The 15,093-nt window shown below is 41.1% G+C and carries 13 protein-coding genes; 7 read left to right on the top strand and 6 right to left on the bottom strand.

Going from position 1 to position 15,093, the window contains the following annotated elements; all coding sequences use genetic code 11:
• The first annotated feature begins 5 nt into the window (after positions 1 to 5).
• The 3 genes from O1D97_RS04015 to O1D97_RS04025 all read left to right on the top strand — a co-directional run bounded on the left by O1D97_RS04015 (position 6) and on the right by O1D97_RS04025 (position 2,986).
• Positions 6 to 959: a MucB/RseB C-terminal domain-containing protein gene (locus O1D97_RS04015; protein ID WP_269123023.1), complete on the top strand. Its 954-nt coding sequence runs from the start codon at positions 6 to 8 to the stop codon at positions 957 to 959.
• Positions 956 to 1,423 (top strand): SoxR reducing system RseC family protein, encoded by a 468-nt coding sequence (locus tag O1D97_RS04020; RefSeq protein WP_269123025.1) that lies wholly within the window; start codon positions 956 to 958, stop codon positions 1,421 to 1,423. The genes O1D97_RS04015 and O1D97_RS04020 overlap by 4 nt, the downstream gene beginning before the upstream one ends.
• A gap of 150 nt (positions 1,424 to 1,573) precedes the next feature.
• On the top strand, positions 1,574 to 2,986 hold the full coding sequence (locus O1D97_RS04025; RefSeq protein WP_269123027.1) for a DegQ family serine endoprotease: 1,413 nt from the start codon (positions 1,574 to 1,576) through the stop codon (positions 2,984 to 2,986).
• A 74-nt stretch (positions 2,987 to 3,060) separates the two neighbouring features.
• On the opposite strand, the gene argA is transcribed toward O1D97_RS04025, so the two are convergent.
• On the bottom strand, positions 3,061 to 4,386 hold the full coding sequence (gene argA, locus O1D97_RS04030) for an amino-acid N-acetyltransferase (RefSeq protein ID WP_269123029.1): 1,326 nt from the start codon (positions 4,384 to 4,386) through the stop codon (positions 3,061 to 3,063).
• A complete protein-coding gene (gene argE / locus O1D97_RS04035) occupies positions 4,386 to 5,579 on the bottom strand; it encodes an acetylornithine deacetylase (RefSeq protein ID WP_269123031.1) in 1,194 nt (397 codons plus the stop codon). The genes argA and argE overlap by 1 nt, the downstream gene beginning before the upstream one ends.
• 115 nt (positions 5,580 to 5,694) lie before the next feature.
• On the opposite strand from argE, the gene O1D97_RS04040 reads away from it, so the two are divergent.
• The 3 genes from O1D97_RS04040 (at position 5,695) to O1D97_RS04050 (ending at position 9,892) form a co-directional block, all read left to right on the top strand.
• Complete coding sequence (locus O1D97_RS04040) at positions 5,695 to 6,630, top strand: CYTH domain-containing protein (protein ID WP_269123033.1); 936 nt, start codon at positions 5,695 to 5,697, stop codon at positions 6,628 to 6,630.
• Positions 6,631 to 6,672: 42 nt separating this feature from the next.
• Positions 6,673 to 9,615, top strand: coding sequence for a bifunctional [glutamate--ammonia ligase]-adenylyl-L-tyrosine phosphorylase/[glutamate--ammonia-ligase] adenylyltransferase (gene glnE, locus O1D97_RS04045; protein ID WP_269123035.1), 2,943 nt, complete (start codon positions 6,673 to 6,675; stop codon positions 9,613 to 9,615).
• A gap of 85 nt (positions 9,616 to 9,700) precedes the next feature.
• Positions 9,701 to 9,892 (top strand): hypothetical protein, encoded by a 192-nt coding sequence (locus tag O1D97_RS04050; RefSeq protein WP_269123037.1) that lies wholly within the window; start codon positions 9,701 to 9,703, stop codon positions 9,890 to 9,892.
• A gap of 94 nt (positions 9,893 to 9,986) precedes the next feature.
• On the opposite strand, the gene O1D97_RS04055 is transcribed toward O1D97_RS04050, so the two are convergent.
• The 4 genes from O1D97_RS04055 to O1D97_RS04070 are packed head-to-tail and all read right to left on the bottom strand — an operon-like array spanning position 9,987 to position 13,836.
• Positions 9,987 to 10,667: a GntR family transcriptional regulator gene (locus O1D97_RS04055; protein ID WP_269123038.1), complete on the bottom strand. Its 681-nt coding sequence runs from the start codon at positions 10,665 to 10,667 to the stop codon at positions 9,987 to 9,989.
• 24 nt (positions 10,668 to 10,691) lie between these two features.
• On the bottom strand, positions 10,692 to 11,723 hold the full coding sequence (locus O1D97_RS04060) for a Gfo/Idh/MocA family protein (protein WP_269123040.1): 1,032 nt from the start codon (positions 11,721 to 11,723) through the stop codon (positions 10,692 to 10,694).
• 17 nt (positions 11,724 to 11,740) lie between these two features.
• Positions 11,741 to 12,838 (bottom strand): isocitrate/isopropylmalate dehydrogenase family protein, encoded by a 1,098-nt coding sequence (locus O1D97_RS04065; protein WP_269123041.1) that lies wholly within the window; start codon positions 12,836 to 12,838, stop codon positions 11,741 to 11,743.
• A 2-nt stretch (positions 12,839 to 12,840) separates the two neighbouring features.
• Positions 12,841 to 13,836, bottom strand: coding sequence for an SMP-30/gluconolactonase/LRE family protein (locus O1D97_RS04070; protein WP_269123042.1), 996 nt, complete (start codon positions 13,834 to 13,836; stop codon positions 12,841 to 12,843).
• 162 nt (positions 13,837 to 13,998) lie between these two features.
• Between O1D97_RS04070 and O1D97_RS04075 the strand changes: the two genes are divergently transcribed.
• On the top strand, positions 13,999 to 15,018 hold the full coding sequence (locus O1D97_RS04075) for a tripartite tricarboxylate transporter substrate binding protein (RefSeq protein WP_269123044.1): 1,020 nt from the start codon (positions 13,999 to 14,001) through the stop codon (positions 15,016 to 15,018).
• Positions 15,019 to 15,093 lie beyond the last annotated feature (75 nt).

The following is a 15,093-nucleotide window of genomic DNA, read 5'->3' on the forward strand; positions in this document are numbered from 1 at the left end:
TTCATTTGAAAAAAATCATTTTTAGCTTATTTATAGGGCTGGCTTGCAGTGTTGCTAACGCCTCTTCAGATGATGAGATTGGCTTGGCAAGGCTGTCTTCTATGGTGCAATCTTTCTCGATTTTAAGTTATCAAGGGGTTTTTGTTCGTTCTCAAGGTGAGGATATGAACAGTATGAAAATTCGCCATGGCATTATAGGGGAATCTGAATATGAAAGTTTGATTGATCTTGATGGAGATAAAATAGAAGTCATTCGAGTAGATAACAGTGTTATCTGTGTTTATCCTGATATTTCGTTTGCTAATACGGCGACTCCGGTTAGTGCGCCTTTAAGACAGTTTAAAGAGCTTAATGGAGAAAGATTATTAGAAGGCTATTCTTTTAAATTATCGAAAAAGAAAGAACTGATTGCTGGTCGCGAGGCTGAAAAATTGTCTTTGATTCCAAAAGATGCCTATCGCTTTGGTCATGAGTTCTGGTTAGATGCTGAAAATAACTTTTTATTAAAGCATGATACGCTTGGTGCTCAAGGTAAGGTGCTAGATCGTGTGCAATTCACCGATATTTCTTTTTCTCCTGCGCTCAAAAAATCGGACTTTGTTCCTAGGTTGGGGACTTATTCACGTCATTTAGTGGAAGTGAAGCCAAAAATGACGGATAACAAATGGCATTTTGAATGGTTACCTGATGGTTTTGCTCCCGTTTGGCGAGATGCCCGCATTTTAAATGAGAGAACGGCGATGTTGCTGCTTTCTGATGGCATCACTTCAATATCCGTTTTTGTTGAACCAACAACAGAGGTTAAGCCGTATTCTGTAATGGAAATGGGGTCAACAACGGTGGGGGAAGTCTCTCGTTCTTTGCAAACTGATATTTTACGGTTGACGATTGTTGGGGAAGTTCCAGAGCAAACGGTGGAGAAAATGTTGATGTCTTTTGCTCCAAGGACAACATTATGATTGAAGAAAATGGTCGCGTCCTAGCAGTGAAAAATGGGTTTGCAGAGATAGAAACGATTAGAACGAGCAGTTGTACGGCCTGTCGCGCCCGTCATGGCTGCGGTCATCATGCGGTTGCTCAAATGTCTTCCTCTAATCGAATGAAAATGAATGCCCTCTGTGATTTAGATGTATTGGTAGGCCAAGAAGTGGTTGTTGGGATTCCTGAAGATACACTATTGAAAGCGTCTATTTGGATGTATCTTATACCTTTAATCGGGCTAATTGGTGGCGCAACGTTACCAAGCTTGATAAATAATGACCCTATATTACCTGTGATGGGCGCATTGTTAGGGTTTTCTGGTGGTTTTTTATTTGCAAGAGGGAAAGCTGAAGGTGTCTCAGGCAATCCTGACTTTATGCCTAAGGTGTTACGTGTAAAGACAGTGGAAAGATCGCAAATTTCTATTTACCAACACCCTTGATGATTTTTGATTTGCTACTATAAATTACGAAAACGGATGTAACCAGAGTCGCTTTGGTGGCTTCCGTTTTATTCATTCTTAATATTACTGGAATTTGTGATTAACACTTTAGCACTGATATATTTTTGGTACATCTAAGGAGACCAATCTATGAACAGAATGCTTAAACAAACAAGCGTTGTAGTAATCAGTTTTTTTATGATTTTTTCTACAATGGCTTCTGCTGTTGAATTACCTGATTTTACTGAATTAGTAGAATCCGCTTCTCCTGCTGTTGTGAATATAAGTACTGAGCAGACACCTAGTAAGAGTTCAAATAAACGTGGGCAATTGTCTCCTGAAGCGGAAGAACTTAATGAATTTTTCCGTCATTTTTTTGGGCAACGTCCTTTTGGACAAGGTCAGCAACAACCTTCTCCTCAGCAAAGACAACGTAGCTCATTAGGCTCTGGTTTTATCGTGTCTGAAGACGGTTATGTTCTAACAAACAATCATGTTATTGATGGTGCGGATGTAATCCACGTACGATTAAATGACCGTCGTGAATATATTGCAACGCTAGTCGGAACCGATCCTAGAACCGATCTTGCCTTATTAAAAATAGATGCCACTAACCTGCCAACAGTAAAAATGGGTGATTCGGAACAATTAAAAGCGGGTCAATGGGTGTTGGCGATCGGTTCGCCATTTGGTTTTGATTATACCGTGACAGCAGGTATTGTGAGTGCTCTAGGTCGTAACCTGCCTTCTGATAATTATGTGCCTTTCATTCAAACAGATGTGGCGATTAATCCAGGTAACTCGGGTGGTCCTCTATTTAATTTAGAAGGTGAAGTTATCGGTATTAACTCACAAATTTACACCCGCTCTGGTGGATTCATGGGGGTATCTTTTGCTATTCCATCGAATCTAGTGATGTCGGTAGTAGATCAGCTTAAAGCAGACGGAAAAGTGTCACGTGCTTGGTTGGGTGTGATCATTCAAGATATTAATAATGATCTAGCTGAGTCCTTTGGATTAGAGCGCCCAGCAGGTGCTCTTGTTAGCCGAGTATTACCGGATTCTCCAGCGGAAAAATCAGGGTTAAAAGCCGGCGATATTATCCTTGAGTTTGGTAATGAAGTCATTGAGCATTCAGCTGAACTGCCTTACCGAGTTGGTGGAATGAAAGCTGGTGATAAGGTAAAAACGCGTATATATCGTGATGGTCGTGAAACCGAGTTAACCTTGCAGCTAGAATCTAGACCTGATGATCCACAACTCTTTACTCAGACACAGCAAGAACAAAATCGCTTGGGTATGTCTGTAGCTGACCTACCTGCGGATGAAGCAGAGAAGTTAAATATTAAGGGTGGCGTGGTTATTACTCAAGTTATAGGCGGTAATGCGGCGAGAAACGGGTTACAGCAAGGTGATGTGATTACCATGTTAAACAGTCAGAATGTTGATGATTCAAACACCTTTTCTAAAATCGTAAAGGAATTACCGAGTAATCGTTCTGTGCCAATGCGTGTTGTACGTGATGGTTACCCCATGTTTATTCCGTTTAAAATTGTTGAATAAATAGTTATATAGGGGACAAAAAACGCCAAACAATCAGATTGTTTGGCGTTTTTTTATGGAAGTGTATTATTAATTTAACGTAAATGCTTTATGAAAATTTTGGAGTTTCTTTGGAAATTATAGAGTGCTTGTTTTTTGACGGGCAAGTGACTGACACTGCCTGCAATAAATCCACGCTCAATAAACCAATGGGCCGTTCTAGTGGTTAATAAGAATAAAGTAGACAATCCTTGTTTACGAGCCGCTAATTCAATTCCTTTAAGTAACCTTTCGCCACGGTTAGAGCCTCTGTAAGCTGGGGATACGGCTAAGCATGCAAGTTCACCTGATAGCTCCTCTTCAAAAGGGTATAAGGCCGCACAGGCAACAATAGCACCATCTCTTTCTACCACAATAAATCGTTCTATTTCGTTTTCCAGTAGTTCTCGAGAACGACGAACCAAAACACCTTTTTCTTCAAGAGGAGCGAGCAACGCCATCATGCCGCCCACATCGTCTATGCTCGCTGGCCGCAATTGCTCATAACTGTCTTCATCGACCATAGTGCCCGCGCCTTCTCGAGTAAATAACTCTCGAATAAGGCCGCCATTCTCATTGTAAGAAATCAGATGCGCTCTTGGAACGCCGGCACGAACGGCATCAACACACGCCTTTAACGCTGCTTTGGTGGAATCTTGATCGTCCATTTCATCAACAAGCTCTTGTGCATCGCGCGCAAGTAGCTCGGAAAGCAGCTGTTCTTCACTATTGAGAATGCCTTCTTCCTCATTAAACATAATGAGTTTGTCTGCTTTAAGTTGAATGGCCGCTTGAGTGGCAACGTCTTCTCCTTTTAAGTTAAAGACTTCACCGGTAGGAGAGAATCCAAGATGAGGTAGCAGCACCATATTATCATCTTCTAACAGGCGAAAAATGGCTTCTCTATCGATGCGCCTTACTTCTCCAGAATGGCCAAAATCAATGCCATCGACAACCCCTAAAGGGCGAGCAATCACATAGTTGCCACTGCATACCTTTAAGCGTGCACCGGCCATGGGTGTGTTAGATAAACCCATAGACAGTTGGGCCTCTAATTGTACTCTGACGCCAGCTGACGCTTGGATAATATCCAGTAGATGATCTTGAGGTGTTATTCTAAAGCCAGAATGCATTTCTGAATTTAGATGCCTGTTCTTTAGAACTCTATTTATCTGAGGTCGTGCGCCTTGGACAAGAACAAGACGTACACCGAGAGAATCCATTAATGCTAAATCACTGATTATATTTGGGAATAAATGGCATTCTACGGCTTCACCAGGAATGAAAATGACAAAGGTTTTATCCCGATGAGAATTAATATAAGGTGATGAATGACGGAACCAATCAACGTAGTTTAAATCGCTTTGCTGTTCTTCCCCCATCAGAGTGTGTCTCCTGTTTTCTGAGGTATGATAGATGACACTTCATTTAGACAATAACGGCCAATAAGTGATTTGAGAATATCTTGCATAGGTGTTATTTGATCCAGAGCCATGAACTCATTTGGCTGGTGGGCTTGATCGATTGATCCAGGCCCTAAAATTAGTGTTTGCATCCCCATTTGATTTAAAAAGGGTCCTTCTGTGGCAAAGGCAACGGTTTCTGCTGTTTTTTGAGTGAGTTTTTCACAAACTTGAATAATGTCCGCATCTATTGGTGTTGAGAAGGACGGTACATCAGGGAATAAACTGGTTAACTGGATGCTAGTGCCTGTCCTTTCTTCTATTGAAGGTAATAAACGGGTTATTTCTCCCATTAAAGATTGATTGCTCATTCCTGGTAGTGCCCTTAAATCGAATTCAATTTCGCAGCGTCCGCAAATCCTATTAGGGTTATCACCACCATGAATGCATCCAAAATTCATGGTTGGATAATCAATGGCAAAGCTGGCATCTTGAAAGCGAGTTCTGAGTTGCTTTCGATAGCTCATTAGTTCGCTTATTACATCGTGCATTGCATCGAGGGCATTTGTTCCCAATGCTGGGTTGGATGAATGACCACTTTTTCCTGTCACTTGAATTCTTTCCATCATAATGCCTTTATGAGCATGTATTGGTGTGAGCTTTGTCGGCTCTCCAATCACTGCATAACGGGCTTTTATCGTACCTTGAGCGGCTAATGCTCGGGCGCCAGACATAGAGCTCTCTTCGTCGGCTGTTGCTAAAATAATTAATGGTTGTGTTAAGTTTTGCAGGTCCATTTTTGCAACTGTGTCGATAACGATAGCGAAAAAACCCTTCATATCGCAGGACCCTAAACCAAATAACTTATTGTCTCTTTCTTCTAAAGAGAAAGGGTCTGATTGCCATTTTCCTTGATCGTAGGGAACCGTATCGGTATGTCCGGATAAAACCAGTCCGCCTTCGCCTTCCCCAAGGGTGGCGACAAGGTTAAATTTATTTGCTTGATCTGGGAGCGGTAATACTTCACATCGAAATCCTAGTGGGGATAACCAGGATTCAAGCAAGTGGATAACCCCCTGATTGGATTGGTCCCATTCGGCTTGACTACAGCTTATAGATGGGCTTGCGATAAGCTGAGTCATCATACTGATTAAAGATGGACATTTATGCATAAGGTTCTCCTTGTTGCTTTTATTTTGCCTTAATTAACAGTGAAAGCCACTGATTCTGATACACTTTGCAAATTATTTTTTGTTTACATTTATGTGCACCTGTAGAGGACTTTTTATGGCAACAGAACTCGAATTAAAACTCATGGTTCATCCAACTTGTTTTGATAAAGCCGTACAAGCGTTAGATGCGTTTTGTGTGAAAGAAGTAAACGCGATACGTCAACCCACATTGAATTTGATGAATGGCTATTATGATACGCAAGATGCTTTATTAATGTCTTCTGGGATTGCCTTAAGGGTTCGTTCTGTTAATGAAGAGTACATACAGACATTAAAGACACGAGGCGTTAGTCGTGTAGGGATGCACGCGCGTGGAGAGTGGGAATGGAACGTACCGACGGATGCTTTAGATTTTGAGTTGATTACCCCTGACATGCTCCCAAGTAACTTACATAATAAAGAGTGGCAATCCAAAATAGGCATTGTTTATCGTACCGATTTTGAGCGTCAAATATGGTTGATTGACTTCGCGGGTTCTAAAATCGAAGTGGTATGTGACCGCGGTGAGGTTACTTCGCCCTATGGCCATGATGGGATTAGTGAAATTGAATTTGAGTTAAAGCAAGGGGATGAAACTTCCCTTTATCAAGCCGCATTATCTTTGGCTCAGCAAGTACCCTTACAAGTTTGTACTGTCAGTAAAGCTCAAAGAGGAGTCCGATTAAAAACGCCGATCATTGAGCTACCGGATGATTTACCAGAAGATGCTCAGCACTTTCAAATAGGGGCTTATTGGTATGAAGTCTGGCTGACTTATTGGGAAGCCATGGTCCATAGAGAAGATGATTCCCTCTATCAAGAGATTGAAACAGCGCTGTTGAATTTACAAAACTATTTGCCAAACGAATTATCCGGAAAAATCGCCTATCTTTTAACCATACCAGAACGGCTTTTGGACCCAGAAAAACCGCTGTTTTTGTCTTTATCACAAGATACTCAAATGGGCGTATCTATGTTAGAAATAGGTCGCTGGCTTAATTTACAGCATTAAAACAATAATGGATTAAGATCAATATAATGACTTGAGGCGCTTATGACCAAAATAATGGATGCTATTTTAGGTGATGATATCACCACCTTAACCAGTAAAAACAATAATCCTTATTTAGTTGATTTTGCATTGACTAAAGGGGACAAGAAACGCCTTGAAGAATTGCAAGATCGCTATCGTTTGGCGAATTTACCTGTGCTTTCTACAGATGTTTGGGAGCAGATCAATGGTGCTATATGTGTCAGTGAATACCTGTATTCACAGTTGTTGCGCCACCCTAACTGGATTAGTCACCTTATTAATCTTACTCCTGAAACATTACCAACCCCATCGGTTGCTGATTTACTGATTTCTCTTGATGCCCCGCTCGAGATGAATGAAAAAGCCTTGATGTCACGTTTACGATTAGTGCGCCAATACTGTTTAGTCTGTTTGATTTTTCTAGATGTTCGCCAAGCCATCAGTTTAAAGCAATTAACAAATTATCTTACCTTGTTGGCGGACGCCTGTGTTAATGCCAGTATTTTATGGATAGAGAATTACTATCTTAATTTATACGGCAGAGCGATGGATTCTAATGGTAAAGAGCTTTCCTTGATTGTTATCGGAATGGGTAAGTTGGGGGGAGGGGAATTAAACCTATCTTCTGATATTGATTTGATTTTTGCCTTCAGGGAGCATGGAGATACTCAAGGAGGCAAAAAGTCTCTGTCTAATCAAGAATACTTTACTAAGATTGGCCAAAAGCTTATTCAGCACCTAGATGTTGTTAATGCAGATGGTTTTGTCTTTCGTGTTGACATGCGTCTAAGGCCTTTTGGTCAAAGTGGGGCGCTGGTGCTTAATTTAGACTCTTTAGAAAACTATTATCAGGATCAAGGACGAGATTGGGAACGATACGCCATGATTAAAGCCCGGGTTATGGCGGGTAATCCAGAAGACATGAAGGCATTTGAAACACTTAAAAAGCCTTTTGTATTCCGTAAATACCTCGATTTTTCAGCGATCTCAGCCTTACGAGACTTGAAAAACATGATAGAAAAGGAAGTTCAACGAAAAGGTATAGAACACAATATTAAACTGGGTGAAGGAGGGATTCGAGAAATTGAATTTATTGTGCAAGCCATTCAGATTTTACACGGCGGACGAGATACTCGCTTACAGACTCAGTCTTTATACCAAGTGCTACCTTATCTTGCCGAGCAGGGTTACTTAACTCAGGCTCAGGTAGATTCTTTATGGGAAGCCTATTGCTTATTGCGTCGAGTGGAGCATGGTTTACAGGGTATTAGAGATGAACAGACTCAATTGCTACCGACTGAGTCAGACGAGAGAGAGTTATTAGCCGCTATGTTAGGGTTTGATGGTTGGGCCTCACTTGATGCTTTATTGTGGCAACAGAGAAAATTGGTGCATACAGAATTTATTGCCTTGATCGAAGAAGATAAAGAAGCCAATAATGCGTTGCCTAATATTGATTCTTGGCGGGTCCTATTTAAAAAAGAAATTTCAAGAGAAGCCATTGAAGAACTAACGGATGCAGTGAATTGGAAAGTCTGTGATTCGGCAATTGATAGTATTCAACGCTTTATCTCTTCTCGTGGTGTTGTGTTTATGCAACCAATTGGACAGGAGCGATTGGCGAATTTCTTTGCGAATTTTATGGTGAAGCTCGCGACTGAAGAGAATCCTGACCTGGTATTGGAACGCGTGTTGGTGATTTTGGAAGCCGTGCTGCGTCGAACGTCCTACTTGGTTTTATTATGTGAAAACCCAACGGCGATCACTCACTTGATTCGACTGTGCCGTGAAAGTGCTTGGTTCTGTGAAGCGATTTCGACAACACCTATGTTATTAGATGAACTGTTAGACGCGGATACACTTTTTTCACCGCCAGATAAAGAGTCTATGGAGGAAGAGCTAAGACAGATTTTATTGCGCTTACCTGAAGAAGATGAAGAAGCAAAAATGGATGCTATGCGTCGTTTCAAGCTATCTTTGATTTTGCGCATTGCAGCGTGTGATATAACAGAAATACTACCACTAATGAAAGTAAGTGATCACTTGACTTGGTTGGCGGAGGTTCTGCTTCAACAAGTATTACTACAGGCATGGCATTACTTAACTCAACGTCACGGTTACCCAACAGACGAACAAAATAATCCTGTTTTTGTGCCTCAGCTAGTGGTTGTTGGTTATGGTAAATCTGGTGGATGGGAGCTTGGGTATGACTCAGATTTAGATTTAGTTTTTCTGCATAATGCCAATCAAACCTTATCAACGGATGGTGAAAGAAGCATCGATAACCTGACTTTTTATACTCGGCTAGGGCAGCGAATTATTCATTTGTTAACGAGTTTTACAGCAAGTGGCCGCTTGTATGAAGTGGATATGAGGTTAAGACCTTCCGGTAACTCCGGCCTGTTAGTGTCCAGCTTGCATGCTTTTCGTGATTACCAGCAAAAAGAGGCTTGGGTATGGGAGCATCAAGCACTCACTCGGGCACGTTCTTTGGCTGGGAATGATACCTTAAGGGCTGAGTTTAGCCAGATTCGAGCAGAAATCTTATCAAAAATGCGTGATGCAGATAGTTTGAAAACAGAAGTCATTAAGATGCGCGAAAAAATGAGAACGCATCTAGATACGAGCAAACAGGACCTTGAGTTTGATATTAAGCAAGGTCGCGGTGGCATTATTGATATAGAATTCATGGTGCAATTCTTGATTTTAGCTCACTCCCATGCTCATCCAGAATTGATGACCTATTCAGATAATATTCGACAACTTGAGGAAGCGGAAAAGGTTGGCGTTATATCCAAAGAGAGTACAGAGCAGTTGATAGACAGTTATAAATTGTACCGCTCTTATGTGCATCGACTGACGTTACAAAAACAAGGTAGGGTGGTCCCTAAAGAAGCATTGTTAGCTAATCAGGAAACCATATCGTGTTTGTGGTATAAATTTGTGGATGTATCTTCTATATAAAATGCATAAAAACCTTTAACAAATAGTATTTCTGCCGATAAGTTGGTGCAATGTTTTATTGTGATTTTTAATAAGGAGAGTGAATATGTCTACTATTAGTGGTGCATCTTCGTCATACGGGCTTGAAGTGTTAAGTGCAAACTTAGCAAAGTCAGCTCAGAAGCAGGAGGGTGAAACAGTAATGAAATTATTGGATAGCGCTGCTGCGACAACGACGGCTGCGAAGTCGACGGCTCCTCAAGGTAATTTAGGTAATGCTATAAATGTTCATGTTTGATTTGCCTTAACGACCTTGTATGTTCTGAAAAAACCAGGTAGATGTGATATCTATCTGGTTTTTTATTGTCTATATCGATAGAGAGAGTAGGTGATTAGATGTGGTTTAATCCTACATTTTTGATTAATGAAATAAGCATACGGCCACTTTTTTCTCTATGCTGGTGATGTATTAAGCGTGCTTTTTCAGAGTCTCGGTTCTCAATAGCACTAATCACATCTAAATGGTCTTTATTTGAATTCGTTGGTTTAGGGCGCATTTTGAGTGTTAACATTCTAAATCGATGGGATTGTTCTATAAAGTTACTGACTAAGTGTTTGAGGCGGTTGTTGTCTGCAAATTCAACTAGGTAGCGATGAAATTGTTCGTCCGCTCTTGCCCATTCCGTTAAGTCATCCCGGTCCAAGGTTTCATTCATAGTGTTAACGGCATCATGCATTAATGACAATTGTTCACTTGTTAGTCCTTTGGTGGCGCATAATGCGGCCGCTGTCGATTCTAATCCCGTTAAAACCTCATAAATTTCTTGCATGTCATCGATTGAGATCGGTTTAACACGCATTCCATGACGTGGCTTGAGCTCGATTAAGCCTTCGCTAGCCAGTTGCAGCATTGCTTCTCTAGTGGGCGTCCTACTCATGTTAAGTAGAACAGACACTTCTGCTTCGGTCATTTGTTGCCCCGAATGCAATTCATTATCGAGGATTTTATGTTTTAATTCTCGATAGGCTTTATCTGCTAGAGATACTTTTGTTTTCACCGCTTTTAATGCCATGGAATGTTTTTTATCCTAATCGTGTTAGCGAGTATTTATGCGCTTTCCTAGTGAAGCGGATTGATATATCCAGTCTTCAATTTTTATATTGGTCATATAGTCGTGAGCGCTGTTATGAAGCTCTGAGCTGTTTATAATATGCTCAACAACATGTTTTTGCAGATTATACACGCAATCTCCACCAAAATTTAAGGTGGAAAATGCATACTCATGTGGCGTCCAGGTCGATTCACCCGTTTTTCGGGTAGATATTTTACCATTACCTTCTAACTTGAGAGAGCCTTTACTGCCTTCTATCTGCATTTCTCCCATAGTCAGTCGCATATTTTCAGCGGCGTGATCCGCCAATCGATTGCCGTCGAAGGTCGCTCGAATGTTATCTGCAAATCTAAATAAGACAATACCAGCATCTTCACCGTTAATCACAGGATTTAACTGCTGTAAATCCGCATATACAGACTCTACTTCACCTAATAAATAGCGGAAGACGTCTACCCAATGAATCCCGGTTTCATGGATTAAAAATCGCTCCATATCGCGAAAGTAAGGTTGTCTGGCGAGATACGCGTCTTCTCCTTGGCCATCTCCGGGACGTAAACGAAATCCTAGATTGTATAAACTTCCTAATTGCTGACTGGAAAGAATCGATTTTATTTCTTGATACCAAGGTTGAAAGCGAAAATTTTCATGGATGACAACCATTGCATTTTTTTCTTGGATCAATCGAGTGAGCTTTTCTGCATTCTCAAAAGAGGTCGTAAATGGTTTTTGGCAAATACAAGGAATGCCTCTTTCTATGGCCGCCGTTACATATTCCACATGGGTTTGTGGTGGGGTGATAATATCTACTAAATCAGGCTTTGTTTCATCTAACATGGTCACAAAGTCTGAGTAAGTAGCGGGTATTGAATATTCTTGAGCCACAGATGCCGCCGCTGTGGCGCTACGATTACATAGCGCCACAACTTCAACTTCTTGTATACGTGCCCAAGCATTGTAGTGGAACTGACTAAAATAGCCGGTTCCTACTGTCGCAACTTTAAGCTTTTTCTGCACCGTTACTACTCCAGATTTTATTTATTTAGCTGTGCCATTACTGCCGTGGTAATCGCTTCTGTACCAGCCGTGCCACCAAGTTCATAAGGAATTAATGTACCCGGAGCAAAAGCACTGTCTACCGCCTCACGAATAAGGTTGGCCGCTGTTGAACAGCTAGGCATACCATGGGTTTGATCTAACCAATCTAGCATCATAGCGGCAGATAAGAACATGGCTGTTGGGTTGGCTTTACCCTCGCCCACTATATCAGGAGCACTACCATGGCAAGGTTGGAAAACGGCATGTTCATCTCCGATATCTGCTGACGGTGCCATCCCCATACCACCCATCAAGGCAGCACCTAGGTCTGATAGAATATCACCAAACATATTTTCTGTTACTAAAACATCAAAATGCCAAGGATGACGAACTAAATTTAAAGCCATGGCATCGACATAACTGTGATCTGCTTTAATAGTAGGGTTCAATGCGGCTTGCTCATCAAATACTTTGCGGAAAAAAGCAAAAGACTGGAATACATTGGCTTTATCAACACAGGTAACTTTACCTTCACTACCATTTTGTTTTCTGTGAGAGGCTAATTTAAAGGCAAAATCAAATAAACGTTCAGATACGGCACGAGTGATGACCATGGTATCTTTAGCAATAGAGTCGTTTTCTACCGTACCTTTGCCATGAGATGCAAATAACCCCTCAGTGGATTCACGAATCAGAACCAAATCAATATCTTTCGCTTTTTCACTGGCTAGTGGTAAATCCAGTCCTGGTACCAATCGTACAGGGCGCACACCAGCATATAAGCCTAATTGCATACGTAGATCAATTTGTGGAGAAACTTCCGTTCCGTCTGGATAACGAACAGCAGGTAGACCCATGCAAGACAGTAAAATAGCATCCGCTTCTTTGGCTGTTTTTTTGGATGTTTCTGGGAAAGATTCTCCGGTATCTCTATAAAGTGCGGCACCAGCTGGAACATCAGTAAAGTTAAGCTTCACTCCACCTGCTTTTTCACAGGCCGTATTTAATAACTCCAAGCAAGGAGGGGTTATTTCTGGTCCTATGCCGTCACCTGAAAATACTGCAATATTAAACGTTTTTAACGTAGAGCTCATTTTTATTCTCCGATAGATAGTTTGGGCTCTGAAGGCCCTGTGAAATTCCAATGGCTAGGAGCTAGACCTGCGCAGTCTTGGGTAAGTGTTGCGACTTGATGGCCTAGTAAACAACCTAGATACAAGGTTTTATGGTCGTCGCCACCAAAGGCGAGACTAGAAATATTTTTAAGCACTTGGCTTTTAACATTATCTAAATGGGGTCTTCCCATAGAATGATTTTGAAAGGCTTCTTCTACCCAAGTTAGATGGTCTTCATCGACATCAATTAGCATCGTTTCTTGACTTTGACCGTCCGCAGCCACTCGAATAACTTGGTTGCTAACAATACTGGTGATCCAAAAGGCGCCCTCTTGATCAAAAACCAATCCATCCGGGTAAATACCTTTACCAAATGTAGTAATGGTCGTTTTATCATTGAGATCACCATTTTCTGCAACAGTGAAGCGAGTTAAACGACGGGAAAAGGTTTCATTAACATAAAGGTATTTGCCGTCAGGGCTGACAATGCATTCATTGGTATATCCTAGATGGTCAGCCACTATTCTGGCTTTACCTTGATCGACAAGAATAATGAAGCCGTCTTGAATGGTTGAGCGGTAGGCTTCTGCTCTTGGTTTTGTACGAGTACTGACTGTAATCCAAATACGACCTTGGAAGTCTAGGTGTACATAGTTGGTTGGTGGCAGAGGTTCACCATTAATCTCAGTTAGAAAAGGGGTTAGCTGACCGTTCGAAGATAAACGATATACACCACCATCTTCATTACCTAAATGGGCGATCAAGAAATCCCCATTGTCTAATAAGCTGATGCCGTTTGGCTTTAAATCAAAGGAGCAGTCTGTTGCTAGAATGGAAAACTGATGCCCATTTTTTTCGATAATGGCAACGCCGCCATTCCAATCCGAGCAATAAATTCGGCCATTTGAAGTGGTTAATACACACTCTGGTCTGTTTAAATCTTCGCCTAAAAAGCGAATTCGGTCTAACCTAAACATTTATAAACCTCTTTTATTTTTGTAATATGCGCTGTTGATTACAATAACGACTTTTAAAACTTATTGCAAAATAAATTTATTAATGTATACATTATATGATCTGTTCAATAGAATAGGTCGTCTCACCAAGTGAGAATAAAAACAAAAAACTGGAGAATACAGATGAAGAAGATTGTTACAGCCTTAGTTTCTGGTGTTTTAGCGGTAAGTTTATCGACTAGTGTGATGGCGAAAGATCGCTATCCTGAAAGAGACATTACCAATGTCGTAGTATGGTCCGCTGGTGGCGGTACAGACGTTATTAATAGAATGATCACGTCTGAAATGGCACCATTCTTAGATGTAAACATTAACGTGACGAACCGTCCTGGCGGTGTGGCTGGCTCTTTAGGTATGAGTTATGTGCACAAATTAAAGGCAGATGGTTATACGCTAGTTGGTTTATCTGAATCCGTGGTTGCTTCTGCCGTTCAAGGTGGTTGGGATCAGCGTATGGATGTTTGGTATCCATTCATTGTTGGTGGATCGCCAGATGTAATTTCTGTTTCCGAAAACTCTAAATATAATTCTTTAGAAGATTTGATTAGTGATGTAAAAGCACACCCAAAAACAATCAAAGGCAGTGCTGGTGGCGCGGGTTCTATACATCATTTGAACTTACTTGCTGTCGCAAATGGTACTAATGCAGAATTTAACTATATTCCATATCCTGGTTCGGCTCCGGCTCAAACCGCCGTATTAACAGGGGAAGTGGATTTTGTTATTACTTCTTTAGCTGAGCAGCAACAGCTGATTAAGGGTGGAAAGCTGAAGCCTTTAGCGATGTTAGTTGAACAATCCCAAGAACTAGATGGTGTGGGCGTTATTCCATCTGCATTTGATAAATTTCCTTCTCTTACAAAGCATTTACCTATCATGCAAGCGATAGGCTTTGCGGTAAAACAAGAGGCATCGGATTCCGTAAAAGCGAAATTAACGGATGCTTTTAATAAAGCCATTGCTGGTCCGAAGTTACAAGAGTGGGCTAAATCTAATTACTATGTTCTTTCAGGACTTTCTGGTGAAGCGGCAAGCCAGGAATTTGCTTTCCTAGAGTCACTTTTCTCTTGGACATTGAAAGATTTAGGTTCTGTTAAAGTTGATCCAACAGCTTTAGGTATCCCTAAGCCATCTGAACTTTAATTATATCAAGCTCAAAAATAGAGAAAGACATTGTTTGTCTTTCTCTTCTTTGATTGTTTTGGCGCGTAAACAAAA

Origin of the sequence: Marinomonas phaeophyticola (assembly GCF_026966905.1) — a bacterium.
Taxonomy (GTDB): domain Bacteria; phylum Pseudomonadota; class Gammaproteobacteria; order Pseudomonadales; family Marinomonadaceae; genus Marinomonas; species Marinomonas phaeophyticola.